The sequence below is a fragment of the Curtobacterium sp. JUb34 genome, from assembly GCF_003755065.1.
Classification (GTDB): Bacteria; Actinomycetota; Actinomycetes; order Actinomycetales; family Microbacteriaceae; genus Curtobacterium.
In genome coordinates, this window is record NZ_RJVH01000002.1 from 904,740 (window position 1) to 924,197 (window position 19,458).

Sequence of the window (19,458 nt, forward strand, 5' to 3'; positions counted from 1 at the left end):
ACGACGCACCGGCTCGTGTACGGTGTCGCTCGAGACACGGGGTGCCGCAACCAGCGGCTGAGATCACACCCGTCGAACCTGCTCGAGCTCGTACTCGCGAAGGGATCGTCCATGGAAACCGCTGCGCCCTCCCCTGATTGGGCCCACCGAACCGCCGAACTGCTCGAGGCCGTCCGTGCCCGGAGTCCGTTGGTGCAGTGCATCACGAACACCGTGGTGCAGAACGTCACCGCGAACGTGCTGCTCGCGCTCGGTGCGTCGCCCGCGATGGTCGACGTCCCGACCGAGGCGGGGCCGTTCGCCCGGGTGGCCGACGCCCTGTTGGTGAACACCGGGACCCCGCACGCGGAACCGCGGGTGGCCGCGCTCGAGGCCGCGCACGCCGCCCGCGACTCGGGCACCCCGTGGGTGCTCGACCCCGTCGCCGTCGGCTCGCTGCCGGTGCGCACCGCCCTGGCCCGCGACCTGCTCGGGTTGCACCCGACGGTGCTGCGGGGCAACGCCTCCGAGGTGCTCGCCCTGCTCGGCGACTCGGCCGGTGGCCGCGGCGTCGACAGCACGGTGGGCACCGAGGACGCCCGTCTCGCGTCCGTGCAGGCGTCGACCGGGAGGCTCGTGGCTGCGGTGGCCGTGTCGGGTCCCGTCGACCTGCTGGTCGCGCGGGGCACCGGTGTGGTGCGGGTCGCCAACGGCACCGACCTGTTGACGCGGATCACCGGAGGCGGGTGTGCCCTCGGCGCGGTCGTCGCCGCGTTCACGTCGGTCGCGCCCGACGACGCCGGCGCGGCCGCCGTCGCCGCGACCGCGGTGCACACCATCGCCGCGGAGCTCGCCGCACGCGAGGCCGGCGGCCCCGGCACGTTCCAGCCGCTGTTCCTCGACCGGTTGGCGTCGCTCACCCCGGAGGACGTCGTCCGCGAGGCCCGGATCACGGTCGAGGCCGAGCCCGCGTCCCTGGTGGTGCCGGCATGAGCGGGCCGCGGCGGGACGTCGGCGTCTACCTGGTCACCGACGGCGCGCTGGCCGACCGGCACGGTGTCGGGGTGCTCGGGGTGGTCCGCGCCGCGGTGCACGCCGGGGTCGGGATCGTGCAGGTGCGGGACAAGGACGCCTCGGCGCGTGACCTGCTCGCCCTGACCGCCGCCGTGGCCGATGCCGTCGGGGACCGCGCGACCGTGGTGGTCGACGACCGGCTCGACGTCGCCCTCGCCGCTCGGCACGCGGGGCACCGGGTCGCCGGGGTGCACCTCGGCCAGTCGGACGTGCCCGTGACCGCCGCCCGGGCGCTGCTCGGGCCGGACGCGCACGTCGGGTTGACGGCGAACACGCTCGAGCACCTGGCTGCCGTCGAGCGGCTGCCCCGCGGCACCGTCGACCTGCTCGGCGTCGGGGTCGTACACCCCACGGCGACGAAGGCCGACCACCCGCCGGCGCTCGGCCACGACGGGTTCGCCCGGCTGGCCGCCGCGACCGAGGTACGGTGCGTGGCGATCGGCGGCGTCACGCTCGACGACGTCGTGCCGCTCCGGGCAGCGGGCGCTGCCGGGGTCGCGATCGTGTCGGGCATCTGTGCCGCGGCCGACCCGGGATCCGCGGCGGCCGCGTACGTGACCGCGTGGGGCTCTGGAACCGGGCACGGGGCGGAGCGGGGGCGGTCCACCCAGGGTGATCCGTTCCTCCCGGCCTCCTCGCACCACGGGGCGGACTCGTGACCGTCCCGCGCGTCCTGGCCGTCGCCGGGACCGACCCGACCGGCGGCGCCGGGCTGCAGGCCGACCTCAAGGCGATCGCCGCGCACGACGGCTACGGCATGGGGGTGGTGACGGCGCTCGTCGCGCAGAACACGCACGGTGTGCGGTCGGTGCACGTGCCGGACGTCGGCTTCCTGCGGGAGCAGCTCGACGCGGTGTCCGACGACGTGGTGATCGACGCCGTCAAGATCGGCATGCTCGGCACCGCCGAGGTCGTGCGGACCGTGACGGACTGGCTGCGGGAGCACCGGCCGCCCGTGGTCGTCGTGGACCCGGTGATGGTGGCGACGAGCGGGGACCGGCTGCTGGACGAGGACGCCGCTGCCGCGATGGGCACGTTGTTCGCCCTGGCCGACCTGGTCACGCCGAACCGGGCCGAGCTGGCGGTGCTGGCGGAGCTCGCCGGGGCTCCGTCGCGTGCTCCGCTGTCGTCGCTGGAGGCTGCGCGGCTCGTGGCGTCGACGTGGGACGTCCTCGTGCTGGCGAAGGGCGGGCACGACGAGGGGCCGACCTCCGACGACGTGCTCGTGTCGCCCTCGGGGTCCGTCCGGCGGTTCACGGCTCCCCGCGTGGCGACGACGAACACGCACGGCACCGGGTGCTCGCTGTCGAGCGCGATCGCGACGCTCGCCGCCCGGCACGGGGACTGGGAACTCGCGGTCGGGGTGGCGAAGCCCTGGCTGACGGCGGCGCTGCAGGGAGCCGATGGGCTGCAGGTCGGGTCGGGGAACGGGCCGGTCGACCACGGCGCCGTGGTCCGCGCCGCGCTGCCCGTGGTCCCGACCACCGACGTGTGGTGGGACGACGTCGGCTCCATGCTGCGGTCGACGATCGAGTGCGGGTTCCTCGTGGGTCTGCGGGACGGGACGCTCGATGCGGACGTGTTCGCGGGGTACCTCGCACAGGACGTGCACTACCTGCGGGCCTACGAGCGGCACCTCGCGGCGCTGTCGGCGAGCGCTGCGGCTGTGGGCGCCGGTCGTGGTCCTGCGGCTGCGGCCTTCTGGGCTGCCGCGTCCGAGGGGTGCGCCGCCGAGGCCCGCGACCTGCACCACCGACGGCTCGCCGGCACCCACGCCGACGACCCCGTCCACCCGACGTGCGCCGGGTACCTGGCGCACCTGCAACGGGCGGCGGACTCCGGGTCGGCGGCTGTGCTCGCCGCGGCGGTGCTTCCCTGCTTCCGGGTCTACGCCTGGGTGGGCGCGCAGCTCGGCACGGCGCCGGACGGACACCCGTTCGCGGACTGGATCGCCGCGTACGGTGACGAGGGCTTCGCGGCGTCGAGCGCCGAGGCGACCCGGTTGGTCGAGGAGATGGCAGCAGCCGCGACCCCGGCCGAGCGAGGACGGATGGCGCGGGCGTTCCGCCGCTCGACCGAGTGGGAGCTGGCGTTCTTCGAGATGCCGCTGGGGTTGGGTGCCGGCGCTGGTGCCGGGGTCATTGCCGCGGAAGCGTCACTTCTACGCTGACGACCGCCGACCACCCCGCGAAAGCGACAGATGTCCGCCGATGTTCCGCGGGGATCTGTCGCTTTCGCGTACGGGGTGGCTGGGGCGGATCTCGGGTCAGCGCGCGGGCGGCGGCAGGCGCACCAGCTCGACGGTCAGGTCTGCGCCGGTCACCGTCCCGCGCATCCACGTGAAGTCGGGCTGCCGGCGACGATCGGTGGGCGACCCGGGGTTGAGCAGCCGCAGGCCCGACGGCGCGACGGTGTCCCACGGGATGTGCGAGTGCCCGAAGACGAGCACGTCGACGTCCGGGTACTCGGCGGCCATCCGGCGCTCCCGGCCCGTCGCGGCGCCGGTCTCGTGCACCAGGGCGAAGCGCAGGTCCTCGACAGCGAAGCGGGCGACGAGCGGGAGCCGCTCGTCGAACTCGGGGCCGTCGTTGTTGCCGCGCACCCCCTCGAACCGGCGCGATCGGGCCTGCACGGCATCGAGGGTGGCGAGGTCGACCCAGTCCCCCGCGTGCACCACGAGGTCGGCGGCGTCGACGTCGGACCAGAGCGCCGCGGGCAGGTCCTTCGCCCGCTTCGGCAGGTGCGTGTCGGAGAGCAGGACGAACGAGGTCGTCACGTCGACGCGCGCCCGGGCATCGGCAGCCCAGCCTCGTCCGAGGCGCCGAGCCGTTCCAGCAGGCCGGCGAGCAGGGCGATGTCGTCGTCGGACCAGCTGGCGAGCCGCTCCTCCAGCGCGTCGCGGTGCAGTTGCACGGAGCGTTCGAGCGCAGTGCGGCCGGCGTCCGTCGCCTCCAGCGGCTTCGCGTTGCCGGTGCCGCCGTCGGTCGTCCGGATCAGGCCCGTGGCGAGGAGCCCGGAGAGCTGGCGGGAGATCGTCGAGCGGTTCAGGCGCAGGTACCGGGCGATGTCGATGGCCATGCAGCCGGGGTGCTGCACCACGAAGTCGACGAGGGACTGGTCGACGACACTCAGTGCGTCGTCGGACCCGCGGGCACGGATGCTCGCGCGCCGGGTGATCCGGGCGAGTTCGGTGTACGCCCGGCCGATCTCACTGTTCCGGATCTGGGAGCTCGGGTGGTCCATCGTGGCTCCAGCCTGTCGGTGCCGGCGCCGGCCGGCGGTCTTCCGTGCCGACACCATACCGGGCGGTACGCGAGGTTCGGATTCAGTGGCCGGCGGCTGCGGCCCGGAGGGCGGAGATGTCGAGCTTCTGCATCGTCATCATCGCCTGGAAGACACGGGCGTTCGACTCGGGGTCGCCCGACCCGGTCATCAGCTCGCCCATCATCGACGGCGTCACCTGCCAGGCCACACCCCAACGGTCGAACAACCAGCCGCACATGGTCGGCTTCCCGCCGTCGGCGAGCAGGGCGTCCCAGACGCGGTCGAGTTCGTCCTGCGTGTCCACGTCGACCTGGAACGAGACGGCGTCGGTGTGCGGGTGTCCCGGGCCGCCGTTCATCGCCCGGTACGGCTGCCCGAGCAACGTGAACTCGACGACCAGCGTCGCGCCGTCCGGGGTCTTCGCCACGCTGTCGATCGAGCTGCCGGGGAACAGGTCGACGTAGTACCGGGCAGCCTGCTCGGCCTGGTCGTCGTACCAGAGGAACGGGGTGATGGTGGGCATGTGGCCCTCTTCTCGCGTCGGCTCAGTCCGCGGCACTGCGGATGAGCAGGTCTGACTTCTCGGGGTGCTCGTCGAACCACTTGCCGACGAACCAGCACATCGGCACGACCCGCTTCGTCGAGTTCGACTCGACGTCCGCGACCGCGTACTCGACGAGCTCGGCCGCGTAGCCGTGCCCGCGGTGCTTCGGCACCGTGTACGTGTGCGGGAACGCGATCGCGTCGCCGTTCTCGCGGTAGTCGAGCACGCTCACGAGCTCGCCGCCGACGTACATGGCGTAGCGGTCCTGGTCGGGCTCGTCGCGGAACTCGTGGTCCATGCCGCCATCATGCTCCGCCCCGGGCGCACGCGCTCCACGGGGAATGCTCGTGGCCGCCGAGCGTTGGATGGACACCATGACAACGATCGGCATCATCGGCGCAGGCAACATCGGATCCCAACTCGCACGACTCGCGGTGCAGCACGGCCACCAGGTGGTGATCGCGAACTCCCGCGGCCCCGAGACCCTGACCGACCTGGTCACCGAGCTCGGCGACCAGGCCCGTGCGGCCACCCGCGACGAAGCCGCTGCGGCGGGTGAGGTCGTCGTCGTCACCGTGCCGCTCGCCGCGATCGACACGGTCCCCGCGGAACCGCTCGTCGGCAAGGTCGTCATCGACACGAACAACTACTACTGGGAGCGCGACGGCCACATCGCCGCGCTCGACGACGGGTCGACGACGACCGCCGAGCTGCTGCAGGACCACCTGCCCGGCGCCCGGGTCGTCAAGGCGTTCAACCACATCGGCGCCGCGGACCTCACCGGCCACGCCACCCCGGCCGGCACCCCGGACCGCCGCGCCCTCGTGGTCGCGGGCGACGACGCCGAGGCGAAGCAGGTCGCCACGGACCTCATCGACCAGTTCGGCTTCGACGTCGTCGATGCCGGCCCCCTCGCCGAGGGCTGGCGCATCCAGCGGGACACGCCCGGCTACGGCCCGCGCCTGACCGCCGACCAGCTGCGCGAGGCCCTGCGGGCAGCGACCCGCTGACGCCCCGAGTCTCGGCCCCGGCGGCGGGCGGCGGGCACTACGCCCGGTCGAAGATCTCCGTCATGTCGGCGATGTCGTCCTCGGTCGGCGTCCAGGTGGTGCCCGCCTCGACGTTCTGCGTGATCTGCTCCGGCTTCGTCGCACCGGCGATGACGCTCGACAGCCCCGGCTGCGCGAGCAACCAGGCGAACGTCGCCTGCAGCATCGTGACGCCGCGGTGGTCGCAGAACCGCTGGTAGTCGTCGAGGACGTCCCACGGGGCGTCCTCGAGCAGCTGCGGCTTCGACGTCGACAGGCGCCCGTCGGCCGGGCCCCCGGCCTTCGTGTACTTGCCGGTGAGCAGCCCGTTGTACAGCGGGAAGAACGGCAGGAACCCGAGCGCGTACGCACGGACGGCCGGCAGCACCTCGGCCTCGGCGGCTCGGGCGAGCGGGCTGTACTCGTTCTGCGCGGACACGAACGCGGTGGTGCCGGCGATCGATGCCGTCAGCTCGGCCTCGGCGATCTGCCACCCGGCGAAGTTCGAGTGTCCGACGTACCGGATCTTGCCCTCGCGGACCAGGTCGTCGAGGACGGACAGCGTCTCCTCGATCGGCGTCACGTCGTCGGGTCGGTGCATCTGGTACAGGTCGATCCAGTCCGTGCCGAGGCGACGGAGCGACGACTCGACGGCCAGCCGGACGTACCGCCGCGAGCCGCGGACACCCCAGTCCGGGCCGTTCGCGCCCTGCATGTCCATACCGAACTTCGTCGCGAGCACGATCTCGTCCCGCCGACCCGCGATCGACCGGCCGAGCATCTCCTCGGACATGCCGGGCCGGCCGCCGTAGATGTCCGCGGTGTCGAAGAGCGTGACACCGGCGTCGAGGGCCGCCCGCACGACGGCGTCGGTGCCCTCCTGCGACTCGGAGGCGGTCCCCGGTCGCCCGAAGTTGTTGCAGCCGAGGCCGACGGTGGAGACGACGAGTCCCGAGGGGCCCAGTGGACGGTGTTCGATTCCGGTCATGCCCCGAACGTACCGGCGACCCCGGAACTGGGGCTGCGACATCCGCGACCGTTGCCGCTAGAACTGACGATGGATCAGTCGACGAAGGGAGCACCGCAGTGGCGTCGCATCGCATGCAGGATTCGGAACGGCCGCGCCGTCCCGTCCCGTCCTGGGTGACCGCACCGGTCGTCGAACCGGCCGTGGCCGTCGAGCGGCTCACCCCCGACGTCGCAGCGAGCACCGGCCAGGAGGCCCGTCACACCCCCGCCACGTCGCGCGCCGCCCACGGTGCGCCGGCCCCCACCGCCGTGGTCGGCTCCGCCCCGCAGCCGACGACCACGCTCGCCCCGACGGCCGTGCCGACGCCGGAGCCCGCGTCGATCGCGGCCCTCGTCGAGGACGACGTCGCGGTCCCCGACTACCCGCCGCAGGAGGACCTCCTGCCGCCGGCGCCGACCTCACCGTCCGTGCACACCGTGCCGTTCGACACCGCCGCCGTGGCCTCCACCCCCGCCCCGGTCTCGCCGATCGACGCCGCTCCCCGCACCGCACCGGCTCCCGCGCCGTCGCCCGTGCCCACCGCCGGCCAGCCCCGGTTCTCGGTGCCCGGTCTGGAGCACGTCGTCGTCGAGGGCACCGAGCCCGAACCCGTCGGCCCGATCGGCTTCCGCACGCCCCGCCGCTTCGCCCACCAGCAGGCCGCCGCCACCGTGACACCGGCACCGACGCCGGCGTCCGCCCACGTGCGTTCCTTCGACGCGGTCCTGCAGGCGCCGTCGGTGCCGACCACCTCGTCGACCGCACCGATGGCGCCGAACCCGGTCGTGCCCGTGACCGCACCCCGTGCCGAGGCGAGTGCGTCCGTCGGGGCCGAGCCGGGCCTCCCGACCGAACTGCTCGACCAGCCCGTGGCCGCAGCCGCTGCGCCGGAGCCGCGCCGTGCACTCGGTGCGACGCCCGGGGCGATCCTGGGCGCCGTGGCGGGCATCGCGACGCTCGGACTCGCGGCGTGGTGGTTCACCTCGCCGTCGACCGTGCACGGCGTCGGTGTCGTGCTCGGACTGCTCGCGCTGCTGCTGTCGCTCGTGACGCTGCGCGACCGCGCGGCGACGTGGCAGCGGCCGGTCGCACTGCTCGGCGCCGTGCTCGGCGGCGTCGGGACGCTCGTGCTGCTGTGGGCCGTCGCCTCGGCGCTGCTGCCGCTCGCCGGCGTGACGCTGCCCGACCTGACCGGCACCGGGACGACCCCGACCCTCGCGCCGTAGCCCGCGCGTCCGCTGCACGCCGGTCGCGGTCAGACCGCGCGGACGACCCCGCGGGACAGGATCGCGTTCGTCAGGGCGTCGATCGGCTCGCGCTGCACCGTCGGGTTGGCGATGAGGACGTAGTCGACCGCCGGCAGGTCCGGCAGCCCCAGCCGCTGCGACACCTTCACCAGGTCCGCCGGGATGAGCGAGTGCGGGAACACCGCCACGCCGATCCCCGCCCGCACCGCGGCCAGGACGCCGTTGACGTCGCGGGTGTTGCAGGTGATCCGCCAGGTGCGGCCGGCGGCCTCGAGGGCGTCGATCGCCATCTGCCGGCTGATGCTCGGCGCCTGGTACGCGATGAGCGGCACGGGCTCGTCGCGTTCGACCGCGATGCCGTCCTGCGCCATCCACACCATCTGGTCGGTCGCGACGCGGGTGCCCTCGGCGGACTCCCCTGCGGTCTGCTTGATGAACACCAGGTCGAGCTGGCCGGCGTGCACCCGGCGCAGCAGCGGCGACGACTGGTTCACCGTCAGCTCGAGGTTCACCTGCGGGTGCAGCCGCCGGAAGTCGCGGAGGATGCGCGGCAACTGCGTGATCGCCAGGTCGTCGGCCGCGCCGAACCGGAGCCGCCCGCGGGTCGCCGACCCCGAGAAGTACGCGTCCGCGGTGGCGTGCGCGGCGAGGATCGTCCGGGCGAAGCCGGCCATCGCGTCGCCGTTGTCGGTGAGGGTGACGCCACGGGTGTCGCGTGCGACGAGGGTGCGGGACACCGCGGTCTCGAGCCGCCGGACGTGCTGGGACACGGTGGGCTGACTGATGCCGAGGCGGGCTCCGGCCTGCGTGAAGCTCTGCGTCTCGGCGACGGCCAGGAAGGTCTGCAGTAGGACCGGATCGAGCACGGGGCACCTCGTTCGTTCGCGCGGGTGTTCGCGCGGGCGTTCGCGCGGTCATTCGACATCGCAATGGATTGATAGCCACCATAGGGGTGTCGAATGGACCGCGGTCACGTAGTTTCGTTGGGGTACCAGATCCGCAACGACGTCCGGAGAACCCCTCACCGTGAGTGCGTCATCGACGACCCTCCCCCCGCCCACCGAACCGCTCCCGATCCAGGCCACCCGCCCGCCCTGGCGGCACACGCTCATCGCCCTGTCCGTGCCGAACTTCCGGCTGTTCACGGCCACCAACCTCGTCGCGATGACCGCCGGGTGGATGCAGCGCATCGCCCAGGACTGGCTCGTCCTGCAGCTGACCGGCTCGGTCGCGCAGGTCGGCATCACCGTCGCCTGCCAGTTCGCGCCGATGCTGCTGTTCGGGCTGCTCGGCGGGGTGCTCGTGGACCGGTTCTCGAAGCGCGCGCTGATGATGATCACGCAGGGCGCCTTCGCGGTGCTGTCCGCGCTCCTCGCCGTGCTGACGCTGGCCGGGGTCGTTGAGGCCTGGCACATCTGGGTGATCGCGTTCCTGGTCGGCATGGTCACCGTGATCGACAACCCCGCCCGGCAGGTGTTCGTCACCGAGATCGTCGGGCACCAGCACCTCCGGAACGCGATCAGCGTGAACTCGTCGGTGTTCCAGCTGGGCGGCATGATCGGACCGGCGCTGTCCGGCGCACTGCTCGTCGCCGTCGGGGCGGGGTGGTCGTTCGGCGTGAACGCGATCGCCTGCGTCGCCGTCGTCGTGACACTCGGGTTCCTGAAGGTCTCGGAGCTGCACCGGACGCCCCCGGCGCCCCGCGGCAAGGGGCAGCTGATCGAGGGGCTCCGCTACGCCGTGAACAAGCCGACGATCATCGTGCCGGTGATCCTCGTCGCGTTCTTCTCGGTGTTCGCACTGACGATGCCCGTGCTGCTGTCCGCCTTCGCGTCACAGGTCTACGACGTCGGCGCCGCCGGGTACGGCGTGTTCAACTCCGCCGTGGCGATCGGCGCACTCGTCGGCGCCCTGCTCTCCACGCGGCGGGCGGTCGTGCGGCTCCGGACCATCGTGGGCGGGGTCTTCTGGACCGGGGTGCTGCTCGTGGTCTCCGGGTCCATCCCCGTGATCGCGCCGTTCACCGTGGCGCTCGTCGCCGTCGGGATGTCACAGCTGCTGTTCCAGACCGCGTCGAACTCGCTCGTGCAGCTGTCCTCGAACGTGGCGATCCGGGGACGGGTGATGTCGCTCTACGTGCTCGTGCTGCTCGGCGGCCAGGCGATCGGCGGGCCGCTGATGGGCCAGGTCGTCGACCACTTCGGGGCGCACGTCGGGATGATGGTCGCCGGCGGGGTGCCCGCTGCGGCCGCCGCCGTGATCGCGCTCGTGCTCGCCCGCCGCGGAGGCCTGCACGTGGCGGTGCGCATGCGCCACCACGTGCCGCTGCCGGCCATCGTCGCGCACTGAGCGGAAGCGCGGTCGCGAGATGGTCTGCCGGAACCAGGTTCCGGACACTGAACCACGCAGATCCGCGGTGCTGTGTCCGGAACCTGGTTCCTGAGCGGGGTGTGCCTCAGTAGGCGACGCCGAAGCGCGTCTGGTGGTGTGCCGGGTTCGCGATCTCGTCGACGAAGGCCAGACCGAAGTCGTCACCGGAGATGTCCGAGTTGCCCTCGGCGTCGGCGAGCAGGATCTCGTCGGTCGTGCGGTACGTGCCGCGACGCTCGCCCGGGTTGTAGCTGCCGTAGCCGGCGGCCGGGCTGACGTAGAACCAGTCGACGTCGGTGTCTGATGCACGGAGCGCGTCGAGGATCTGCGCGTGGCTCTTCGCCTCGCCCTTGAACGCGTCCGGGAACTCAGCCGAGTCGAACAGGCGCGGACCGCCCTCGGCGACGAGCAGCGAACCGGCGCCGCCGACGATGCCGAGCCGCGCACCGGCGCTGGCCGCAGCGTCGACGAAGTGCTGGAACTTGTCCTTGAGTTCGCTGCCGTCCGACTGGACCGCGTGCAGCGCAACGACGATGACGTCGGCGTCCTTCGTGACCTCGGCCACGAAGTCGGCGTCGAACGCGTCGCCCTGCGCGAGGGTCAGACCCTCGGCGGCGTCGAGCTTGCTCGTGTCGCGCGCGACGGCGGTGACGGCGATGCCGCGGGAGAGGGCTTCGCGGGTGATGGCGGAGCCGGCGTAGCCGGTGCCTCCGAAGACGACGATGCTGGTCATGCTGTTCCTTTCGTGGGGCTGGTGCTGCTCACCGTACAAGAGTTACTCTCTTTGAGTAAGTAGGCACCTCACAGTGCGTTACGGAGCCCGTCGTCACGGAGGCCAGGCCAGGATGTCAGCACTCGAGTACAGCCCCTACGCGGCGGACTGCCCCAGCCGACAGTTGCTCGACCGCATCGGCGACCGCTGGAGCGTGCTGACGATCGGCACCCTCGCCGACGGGCCGCGACGGTACTCGGCGATCGCGAACCGGGTGCAGGGCGTGTCGCAGAAGATGCTCACGCAGACACTCCGCGCGCTCGAACGGGACGGGCTCGTGACGCGCACGGTGTTCCCGGAGATCCCGCCGCACGTCGAGTACGAACTGACCGATCGCGGGCGGTCACTCCGCCGGGTGCTCGAGCCGCTCGAGGCATGGGCGACGTCCCACATGGACGACGTCGCCGTGTCGCGCGAGGAGTACGACGCGCGCTGAGCTCCGGCGGCGGCGGGGGCGCGGGGCGCTTCGTGAGCAGAAATGGTCGGGTCCGCCGAACGCACCCGACCATTTGTGCTCACGAAGTGCCGCCACGCGCACACTCGGAATCCCCGACGGCGGCGAGTGGTTGCCTGGGGGCATGCGATCGATCGTCTACACGAAGCCCGGTGACAGCAGCGTCCTCGAACTCGTCGAGCGGGACGTCCCCGAACCCGGCGCCGGCGAGGTCCGCGTCCGCGTCGTCGTCTCCGGCGTGAACCCGACGGACTGGAAGGCGCGGGCCGGCGGCACCTACGGCGACGGCCTGCCGTTCCCCGAGATCACCCCGAACCAGGACGGCGCCGGTGTCGTCGACGCGGTCGGCCCGGGTGTCGAGGACCTCGCCGTCGGTGACCGCGTCTGGCTCTTCATGGCCGCCGCCTCGCGCCCCACCGGCACCGCGCAGGAGTACACCGTCGTGCCGGAGAGCCGCGCGGTCCGCCTGCCCGACGGCATCTCGTTCGACGTCGGCGCCTCGCTGGGGGTGCCGGCGATGACGGCGCACCGTGCCCTGACCACGCACGAGGACGGTCCGTCGCGACTCGGCCCCGGATCCCTCGACGGCTTCACCGTGCTCGTCGCGGGTGGTGCCGGCGCCGTGGGGCATGCCGCCATCCAGCTCGCCCGCTGGGCCGGCGCGACCGTCATCACGACGATCAGCTCGGACGGCAAGGCCGCGCTCGCCACCGCCGCGGGCGCCCACCACGTCGTGAACTACCGGCAGGACGACGCAGCGTCCCGTGTCCGCGAGATCGCTCCTGACGGCGTCGACATCGTCGTGGAGGTGTCGATCCCGCAGAACGCCGCCCTGGTCGCCGACGTGCTCGCGAACCACGGCGTCGTGTCGATCTACGCGAACAACGGCGGCGACGAGGCCTCGCTGCCGATCCGCCCGAACATGAGCGTCAACGCGCGGTACCAGTTCCTGCTGCTCTACACGATCGGCGACGAGGCCCTGGCCGCCGCGGCCGAGGACGTCACCGAGGCACTGCACGACGGCGTGCTGCCGGTCGGCGAAGACGCCGGGCTCCCGCTCACTCGTTTCACGCTCGAGCAGACCGCCCAGGCGCACGACGCGGTGGAGCAGGACACCGTCGGCAAGGTCGTCATCGACGTGACGAAGGCACCGTAGTCGCGACGTCCGGCGCCTCGACGCTCCACGCCGAACGGCTCCCACACCCGTGGGAGCCGTTCGTCGTGGAGGATGCGGGAAGGGTCAGCGACCCAGGCGCGCGGCGATGGCTGCGGCGACCCGGATCCGGGCTGCTTCGCGCTCGCGCTCGATGTTGGCGGCGATGACGTCGAGGTCTTCGTAGTCGGCGTCGGTGGTGGTGTCGTTCCAGTTGGGCGATGAGATCCGGGCACGCCCGAACGACGGCGGAGCAGGGTTCACGGTCGTCATGGGGGCATCGTACGTCGAGCGTCCGACAGAGCGTGTGAGCATCACGGGCCTTTCCTTGGATTGCGGTCGCGCTCGGGGAACGAGTAGGTCAACGAGAACGCCACGGCCATGAACGAGGCCATCATCGCGATGTTCTTCGCGTCGAGTTCGGTGAAGGCGTCGGGGACCGGGGAGTCGACGGTGAGCATGCCGAACGAGTACTGGTCGGACCGGATCACCACCGAGACGTACGAGGAGTACCGCGGTTCGAAGCCGGACACGTCCTGGTCGACATCGACGTCGGCGGAGCGGTCGCCGACGATCCGGGGCGATCCCCCGATCAGCACCCACTCGAGGTTGCGGTCGCCGTAGGGCGTTCCCGCGCGGAAGACCCCGGCGGTGTCGCCGGCGCCCCCGTGACCGATCGGCTCGAGCGCACGCAGATCGGTGGACAGCTGGTACACGTTGGCGCGGACGTCGGGGACCTTCGGCAGCAGGTAGAACGCCAGGGCCACGGCGACGCGGTCGGCGACGACGGAGAGTTCGGCGTGACGCTCGGAACGGGGCAGTTCGGCGAACCGGACGAGCCGGGTGGCGATCTGGCCGAACGCGTACCGGACGGCCGTCGACTGTTCGAGCTCTGCCGCGGTCGCGTTCTCCTCGGCCGCCGAGCGCGCGGCGTCGCCGCGCCGAGTCCGGACCACCTGCACCACCACGGCGACGGCCAGCACGACGAGCCCGAACACGACGAGTGACAGTCGGACCGCCGGGGTGGCGAACAGGTTCGGCAGCTGGAACGCCGCGGTGGGCGCGGCCGCCACCAGGATCGGCCACCCGACCGTGCCGACCCGTCCTGAACGCTGTTGCCCCATGACCACGACGCTAGGTCACGCCACCGACGCGATCGGAGTTGTCCACAGGGCAGTTCTCCACAGCGAGACCGGGTCTCCACCAGCGCGTCGCCGGCAGCTGGTAAGCAGGACCCATGACCGACGTCGCGACGCCCGTACCCGGAACCAGAGCCCTCGTCCTCGGCGGTGGTGGTGTCGCCGGGATCGCGTGGGAGGTCGGTGTGCTCTCCGCCCTGCAGGACGCCGGCGTCGACCTCGACGCAGCAGACCTCGTCGTCGGTACGAGCGCCGGCAGCGTCGTCGGGGCCTTCGTCCGCAACGGCGCGGTACAGCAGGCGTACGACCAGCAGCACACCCCGGCGCCGACGACCTACGTCGAGCCGCCGGCCATCGACACCGACGCCGTCCAGCAGCGGATCGGCGGCGCGCTCGAGGGGGCGACCGGCGAGCAGGACGCCCGCGCCCGCCTCGGCCTCGCCGCCCAGCAGGTCACCGACGGACAGACCGACGACGACCGCGTGGCGACCTTCGCCGAGACCCTGCCGTCCACCGAGTGGCCGGGCAAGCCGCTCGCGATCACCGCGGTCGACGCCACCGACGGCACGTTCCGGCTGCTGACCGCGGCCGACGGCGTCCCGCTTCCCCGCGCGGTCGCCGCGAGCTGCTCCGTGCCCTTCGTGTGGTCGCCCGTCGGCATCGAGGGCCGACCGTACGTCGACGGCGGGGTCCGTTCCGGCACGAACGCCGACGCCGCCGCCGGCCACGAGCGTGTCCTCGTCATCGCCTGTGGTCCCGAGGGTCCGTCGCCGGTCGGCCCCTGGCTCGACGTCGCGGTCGAGTCGCTCCGCGCCGGCGGCAGCTCGGTCGAGGTCGTCGTGGCCGACAGCACCGCGCAGGAAGCCTTCGGCACGAACTCGCTCTCGCTGGCCACCCAGGCGCCGTCGGCCGAGGCCGGCCGCACCCAGGGCACGGCGGTCGCCGAGCAGATCGCCGCGTTCTGGGCGGACGACCTGGTGAGCGTGGACGCATGACGACGCCGTTCTCCGACCTCGACCAGTACATCGCCCTCCCCCGGGTCGACGGGATCGCGATCAGCCCCGACGGTGAGCGCGTCGCCCTGACGGTCAGTGCGCTCGACCCGGACCGCACCGGGTACCGCCGCTCGATCTGGCAGGTGCCAGCAGGGAACGACGCCGACGCGGCCAGCGGAGACGCACCTGGTACCGCCGTCCGCCTCACCCGCTCCGCCAAGGGCGAGGGCGGGGTCGCCTTCACCCGCACCGGCGACCTGCTCTTCGTCTCCGCGCGGCCCGACGCCGACGCCGACGAACTCGAGACAGCTCAGCTCTGGGTGCTCCCGGCGACCGGCGGCGAGGCCCGTCCCCTCACCCGGCTCGCCGGGGGCGTCGGCGGCGTCCTGGCCACCGCGGCGTCGTCGGACGTCGTCGCGCTCACCGCCGACCTGCTGCCGGGTGCCGGCTCCGAGCCGGAGACGGTACTCGAGGCCGACGCAGCACTCCGCAAGGCCCGCACGGACAAGAAGGTCCGCGCGATCCTGCACGAGACGTACCCGGTCCGGTACTGGGACCACGACCTCGGGCCGGCCCAGACCCACGTCCTCACGCTCGACACCGCCGGCGCGGACGAAGTCGCTCAGCCCGTCGACCGCACACCGGCCCCGGGCCGGTCGCTGGACCACGTCGCCGGGGCGCTCACGCCCGACGGATCGGTCCTGCTGGCAGCCGTGGGCGTCCGGGAGGCCCGTGGGAACCGCTCGACGCTCGTCACGATCGACTGCACCAGCGGCCACCGCACGGTGCTGTTCGACGACGTCGACGTCGACCACGAGATGCCCGCGCTGAGCCACGACGGCCGCACGATCGCGTGGGTCAGGACGGTTCGCTCCACGCCCGCCGGCGCGGCCCAGCAAGAAGTTTGGACCGCCGGCATCGACGGGTCGGACCCGCACCGCATCGCCACCGACTGGGACCGCTGGCCGAGCGAGCTCGTGTTCGAGCACGGCGACCGGGCACTGCTCGCCGTGGCCGACCAGGACGGCCGGGCACCCGTGTTCCGCATCCCGCTCGACGGCGCAGCCGTCGAGCAGCTGACCCACGACGACTGGGCGTACTCGAGCCTGCGCGTGGCGGAGGCGACCGGTGCGGTCGTGGCGCTCCGGGCCTCCTGGGCGGCGCCGCTGCACCCCGTGCGGATCGCGACGGACGGGGTGGTGACCCCGCTCGCGACGCCGGCGGCCCTGCCCGACGTCCCCGCGCACCTGGAGGAGGTCGAGACCACCGCGGCCGACGGCGCGCGCGTGCGCGGCTGGCTGGTCGTGCCGGAGGGCGACGGGCCGCACCCGCTGCTGCTCTGGATCCACGGCGGACCGCTCAACTCGTGGAACCAGTGGTCGTGGCGGTGGAACCCGATGCTCCTGGCGGCGCGCGGGTACGCCGTGCTGCTGCCGGACCCGGCGCTGTCGACCGGCTACGGGCTCGACTTCGTGAACCGCGGGTGGAACGCGTGGGGGCAGGCCCCGTACACCGACCTGATGGCGATCACCGACGCGGTCGAGGCGCGCGCCGACATCGACGAGACCCGCACGGCCGCGATGGGCGGTTCGTTCGGCGGTTACATGGCGAACTGGGTCGCCGGGCACACCGACCGGTTCCGCGCGATCGTCACGCACGCCAGCCTGTGGGCGCTCGACCAGTTCAACGGCACCACGGACTCGTCGCAGTACTGGTCGTCGATCTTCGACGCCGCCGGCATCGAGGCGAACGACCCACACCGCTTCGTGGCCGACATCACGTCACCGATGCTCGTCATCCACGGCGACAAGGACTACCGGGTGCCGATCGGCGAGGGGCTGCGGCTCTGGTCCGAGCTCGCCGAGCACCACGCGGCGCCGGACGGCACGATGCCGCACCGGTTCCTGTACTTCCCGGACGAGAACCACTGGGTGCTCTCGCCGCAGCACGCTGTGGTCTGGTACGAGACGGTGTTCGCGTTCCTCGGGCAGCACGTGATCGGCCAGGAGTGGGAGCGGCCGGAGCTGCTCGGGTAGTCACGGCCCTGGACGACCCGGAACGACACGATCGACGTCGTACGACATCGAGAACGTCGTTCCGGGTCGGACCCGCCGAGCCGACGCGCCTAGACGAACGCGGCCTGCCCGGTGATCGCCCGCCCGACGATGAGCGTGTTCACCTCGCGTGTGCCCTCGTACGAGTAGATCGCCTCGGCGTCCGCGAAGAACCGGGCCACTCCCTTGTCGAGCACGATGCCGTTGCCGCCCTGCACCTCGCGGCACCAGCCGACGGTCTCGCGCATCTTCGCGGTCGCGAACGCCTTCGCCAGGGCGGAGTGCTCGTCTCCCCCGACACCGGCGTCCTGCATGGCCGAGGCCTGCGTGCAGAGCGCGATCGAGGCCGTGATGTTCGACAGCGACTTCACGAGCAGGTCCTGCACGAGCTGGTGCGACGCGATGGGCTTGCCGAACTGGATCCGCTCGCGGGCGTACGAAAGCGCTGCTTCGTACGCGCCGACCGCGATGCCGACGGCCTGCCAGGCCACCTCGGTGCGGGTCAGGCGCAGCACCTCGGCCGTCGACCGGAACGAGTCGGCGCGCTGCAGCCGACGCGATTCCTGCACGCGCACCCCCTGCATGACGATGTCGGCGTTCTGCACCCCGCGCAGCGCGATCTTGTCCTCGATCTTGGTCGCGGTGAAACCGGGGGTGTCCGTGGTGACCAGGAAGCCCTTCACCTGCTCGTCCGCGACGTCCTTCGCCCAGATGACGACGACGTCAGCGAAGGTGGCGTTGCCGATCCAGCGCTTCTCACCGTCGAGCACCCACGTGTCGCCGTCGCGCCGGGCGGTGGTGCGCAGGCCGCGGGCGGAGTCGCTGCCGGACAGCGGTTCGGTCAGACCGAACGCCCCGATGAGCTCGCCGGTCGCCATGCGCGGCAGCCACTCGCGCTGCTGCTCCTCGCTGCCGGCCACCGCGATCGAGTTCATCGCCAGGCCGGACTGGACGCCGATGAACGTCGCGACGCTCGCGTCGACCCGTCCGAGTTCGAGCGCCGCCCACCCGCGGTACACGGCCGAGTTCTCGAACTGGCGCACGAGCGGGATCCCCGGCCCGTACATGCCCAGCTCAGCGAGCGGAGCGATCACCTGCATCGGGAACTCGGCGCGTGCCCAGTACCCGTCGGCGATGGGCGCGACCTCGTGCTCGAGGTACTCGCGGAGTCGCCCGATCGACGCGCGCTCCGGCTCGGTCAGCTGCTGTTGGAAGCCGTAGAAGTCCGATTCGAGGAGGCCCGTCGTGGGCGTCAGCGTTGACATGGAACCAACGATGCATCATTCTCGAAAACGTTGCAAGGGAGGGTCGCGTGTACACATCGGATTCTGCGCTGCGCGCCTTCCGGGAGGCCCGCCACACCTTCATCGACGGCGCACGGATCGACATGAGCGCCTTGGCTGCCGCACTCGGCGTGGACCGTACGTCGCTGTTCCGGTGGGTGGGCAACCGTGACCGGTTGCTGTCCGAGATCCTGTGGTCCCTCGCAGTCCCGACGCTCGACCGGGCGTCCCGCGCTGCCGACACGATCGGGTCGACCGGCGCAGCACGCATCGTCGACGTGCTCGACCGGTTCACCGTCGACCTCATCGACGCCACCTACTTCCGCGCGTTCCTCACCCGCGAGCCCGCGCGGGCGATGCGCCTGCTGACCACCTCGGAGAGCGACGTGCAGAGCCGGTTCGTCGACCGGATCACTGCACTCGTCGTCGAGGAACAGTCGTCCGGCGAGTTCGATCCGGCCCCGCTCTCCGCCGAGGAGCTCGCCCGGCTGCTCGTCCGGATCTCAGAGTCGTTCACCTACGCTGAGTTCATCTCCGGTGAGGCCCCCGACCCTGTCCGGGCACGCGCCGCGTTCGAGTACGTGCTGCGCCCCGCCGCCGATCACGCCACACCCGCACCTCCGATCGGAGACCGATGACCATCGACGAGTACCCGTTCCGCCGCCTCTACCCCACGCGGTGGAACGACAACGACATGTTCGGGCACGTCAACAACACGATCTACTACTCGGCGATGGACAACGCGTCGACGTACTGGTTCCGCGAGCAAGCGGGGCTCGACCCGTTCTCGTCGGAGTGGATCGCGGTGCTGGTGTCGTCGAGCTGCCGGTTCGTCGAGTCCGCCGTGTGGCCGGACGTCATCGATGTCGGGATGCGCTCCAAGCACCTCGGCAACACGAGCCTGTCGTGGGAGTTCGGCCTGTTCCGCCAGTCCGACGGCGCGCTGCTCGCCACCGGCGAGTTCGTGCACGTGATCATCGACCGCGAGGGTGCCCGCCGGCCGATCCCCCTGCCGGAGTCGCTGCGCGAGCTCGTGACCGGCACGATGGTCGCCCAGCAGCCCGCCGTCGCCGACTGACCGCGCGCACGACGC

22 protein-coding genes and 1 riboswitch are annotated in these 19,458 nt (G+C 72.2%); of the genes, 12 read left to right on the forward strand and 10 right to left on the reverse strand.

From position 1 onward, the window contains the following. The first annotated feature begins 27 nt into the window (after positions 1-27). Positions 28-123: riboswitch (TPP riboswitch) on the forward strand. The 3 genes from thiM (at position 112) to thiD (ending at position 3,223) form a co-directional block, all read left to right on the forward strand. Continuing rightward, positions 112-972: a hydroxyethylthiazole kinase gene (thiM, locus tag EDF63_RS10705; RefSeq protein WP_185021372.1), complete on the forward strand. Its 861-nt coding sequence runs from the start codon at positions 112-114 to the stop codon at positions 970-972. (Overlaps the previous riboswitch by 12 nt.) Further along, positions 969-1,712 carry a thiamine phosphate synthase gene (gene thiE / locus EDF63_RS10710; protein WP_123312976.1) on the forward strand — a complete coding sequence of 248 codons (744 nt, stop codon included), beginning with the start codon at positions 969-971 and terminating at the stop codon, positions 1,710-1,712. The genes thiM and thiE overlap by 4 nt, the downstream gene beginning before the upstream one ends. Next, positions 1,709-3,223 carry a bifunctional hydroxymethylpyrimidine kinase/phosphomethylpyrimidine kinase gene (gene thiD, locus EDF63_RS10715; RefSeq protein WP_123312977.1) on the forward strand — a complete coding sequence of 505 codons (1,515 nt, stop codon included), beginning with the start codon at positions 1,709-1,711 and terminating at the stop codon, positions 3,221-3,223. The genes thiE and thiD overlap by 4 nt, the downstream gene beginning before the upstream one ends. Positions 3,224-3,319: 96 nt before the next feature. Here the strand turns inward: thiD and EDF63_RS10720 are convergent, their stop codons facing one another. The 4 genes from EDF63_RS10720 to EDF63_RS10735 all read right to left on the reverse strand — a co-directional run bounded on the left by EDF63_RS10720 (position 3,320) and on the right by EDF63_RS10735 (position 5,159). Further along, a complete protein-coding gene (locus EDF63_RS10720; RefSeq protein ID WP_123312978.1) occupies positions 3,320-3,829 on the reverse strand; it encodes a metallophosphoesterase in 510 nt (169 codons plus the stop codon). Continuing rightward, positions 3,826-4,296: a MarR family winged helix-turn-helix transcriptional regulator gene (locus tag EDF63_RS10725; RefSeq protein ID WP_185021373.1), complete on the reverse strand. Its 471-nt coding sequence runs from the start codon at positions 4,294-4,296 to the stop codon at positions 3,826-3,828. Before EDF63_RS10725 ends, EDF63_RS10720 begins: the two co-directional genes overlap by 4 nt. An 82-nt stretch (positions 4,297-4,378) precedes the next feature. Further along, positions 4,379-4,840 carry a VOC family protein gene (locus EDF63_RS10730; protein ID WP_123312980.1) on the reverse strand — a complete coding sequence of 154 codons (462 nt, stop codon included), beginning with the start codon at positions 4,838-4,840 and terminating at the stop codon, positions 4,379-4,381. A 22-nt stretch (positions 4,841-4,862) separates the two neighbouring features. Then, positions 4,863-5,159, reverse strand: coding sequence for a GNAT family N-acetyltransferase (locus EDF63_RS10735; RefSeq protein WP_123312981.1), 297 nt, complete (start codon positions 5,157-5,159; stop codon positions 4,863-4,865). Between the two features lie 76 nt (positions 5,160-5,235). Here EDF63_RS10735 and EDF63_RS10740 point away from each other — a divergent pair, with 76 nt between their 5' ends. Beyond that, positions 5,236-5,871, forward strand: a complete 636-nt coding sequence (locus EDF63_RS10740; protein WP_123313157.1) for an NADPH-dependent F420 reductase — start codon at positions 5,236-5,238, stop codon at positions 5,869-5,871. A 37-nt stretch (positions 5,872-5,908) separates the two neighbouring features. Here the strand turns inward: EDF63_RS10740 and EDF63_RS10745 are convergent, their stop codons facing one another. Next, positions 5,909-6,877 carry an aldo/keto reductase gene (locus tag EDF63_RS10745; protein WP_123312982.1) on the reverse strand — a complete coding sequence of 323 codons (969 nt, stop codon included), beginning with the start codon at positions 6,875-6,877 and terminating at the stop codon, positions 5,909-5,911. Positions 6,878-6,990: 113 nt separating this feature from the next. On the opposite strand from EDF63_RS10745, the gene EDF63_RS10750 reads away from it, so the two are divergent. Then, positions 6,991-8,124, forward strand: coding sequence for a hypothetical protein (locus EDF63_RS10750; protein WP_185021374.1), 1,134 nt, complete (start codon positions 6,991-6,993; stop codon positions 8,122-8,124). Positions 8,125-8,153: 29 nt separating this feature from the next. Here the strand turns inward: EDF63_RS10750 and EDF63_RS10755 are convergent, their stop codons facing one another. Next, a complete protein-coding gene (locus EDF63_RS10755; protein ID WP_123292823.1) occupies positions 8,154-9,011 on the reverse strand; it encodes a LysR substrate-binding domain-containing protein in 858 nt (285 codons plus the stop codon). A 160-nt stretch (positions 9,012-9,171) separates the two neighbouring features. Between EDF63_RS10755 and EDF63_RS10760 the strand changes: the two genes are divergently transcribed. Continuing rightward, positions 9,172-10,494: an MFS transporter gene (locus EDF63_RS10760; protein WP_123312984.1), complete on the forward strand. Its 1,323-nt coding sequence runs from the start codon at positions 9,172-9,174 to the stop codon at positions 10,492-10,494. A gap of 106 nt (positions 10,495-10,600) precedes the next feature. Here EDF63_RS10760 and EDF63_RS10765 read toward each other — a convergent pair whose 3' ends face one another. Continuing rightward, positions 10,601-11,248, reverse strand: a complete 648-nt coding sequence (locus EDF63_RS10765) for an NAD(P)-dependent oxidoreductase (RefSeq protein ID WP_123312985.1) — start codon at positions 11,246-11,248, stop codon at positions 10,601-10,603. A 112-nt stretch (positions 11,249-11,360) separates the two neighbouring features. On the opposite strand from EDF63_RS10765, the gene EDF63_RS10770 reads away from it, so the two are divergent. Both EDF63_RS10770 and EDF63_RS10775 read left to right on the forward strand, forming a co-directional pair. Beyond that, a complete protein-coding gene (locus EDF63_RS10770) occupies positions 11,361-11,723 on the forward strand; it encodes a helix-turn-helix domain-containing protein (RefSeq protein ID WP_123312986.1) in 363 nt (120 codons plus the stop codon). 142 nt (positions 11,724-11,865) lie between these two features. Further along, a complete protein-coding gene (locus EDF63_RS10775) occupies positions 11,866-12,897 on the forward strand; it encodes an NADPH:quinone reductase (protein WP_123312987.1) in 1,032 nt (343 codons plus the stop codon). Between the two features lie 84 nt (positions 12,898-12,981). Here EDF63_RS10775 and EDF63_RS10780 read toward each other — a convergent pair whose 3' ends face one another. Both EDF63_RS10780 and EDF63_RS10785 read right to left on the reverse strand, forming a co-directional pair. Continuing rightward, positions 12,982-13,167: a hypothetical protein gene (locus EDF63_RS10780; protein WP_123312988.1), complete on the reverse strand. Its 186-nt coding sequence runs from the start codon at positions 13,165-13,167 to the stop codon at positions 12,982-12,984. A 41-nt stretch (positions 13,168-13,208) separates the two neighbouring features. Further along, a complete protein-coding gene (locus EDF63_RS10785) occupies positions 13,209-14,018 on the reverse strand; it encodes a GAF domain-containing protein (RefSeq protein ID WP_148061766.1) in 810 nt (269 codons plus the stop codon). A gap of 113 nt (positions 14,019-14,131) precedes the next feature. On the opposite strand from EDF63_RS10785, the gene EDF63_RS10790 reads away from it, so the two are divergent. Both EDF63_RS10790 and EDF63_RS10795 read left to right on the forward strand, forming a co-directional pair. Then, positions 14,132-15,028: a patatin-like phospholipase family protein gene (locus EDF63_RS10790; protein ID WP_123312990.1), complete on the forward strand. Its 897-nt coding sequence runs from the start codon at positions 14,132-14,134 to the stop codon at positions 15,026-15,028. Next, entirely contained in the window at positions 15,025-17,064 is a 2,040-nt protein-coding gene (locus EDF63_RS10795; RefSeq protein WP_123312991.1) for an alpha/beta fold hydrolase, read from the forward strand. Before EDF63_RS10790 ends, EDF63_RS10795 begins: the two co-directional genes overlap by 4 nt. Positions 17,065-17,153: 89 nt before the next feature. Here EDF63_RS10795 and EDF63_RS10800 read toward each other — a convergent pair whose 3' ends face one another. Beyond that, positions 17,154-18,347, reverse strand: coding sequence for an acyl-CoA dehydrogenase family protein (locus tag EDF63_RS10800; protein WP_123312992.1), 1,194 nt, complete (start codon positions 18,345-18,347; stop codon positions 17,154-17,156). A 47-nt stretch (positions 18,348-18,394) separates the two neighbouring features. On the opposite strand from EDF63_RS10800, the gene EDF63_RS10805 reads away from it, so the two are divergent. Next, entirely contained in the window at positions 18,395-19,003 is a 609-nt protein-coding gene (locus EDF63_RS10805) for a QsdR family transcriptional regulator (RefSeq protein WP_123312993.1), read from the forward strand. After that, positions 19,000-19,443 (forward strand): thioesterase family protein, encoded by a 444-nt coding sequence (locus EDF63_RS10810; protein ID WP_123312994.1) that lies wholly within the window; start codon positions 19,000-19,002, stop codon positions 19,441-19,443. The genes EDF63_RS10805 and EDF63_RS10810 overlap by 4 nt, the downstream gene beginning before the upstream one ends. Positions 19,444-19,458 lie beyond the last annotated feature (15 nt).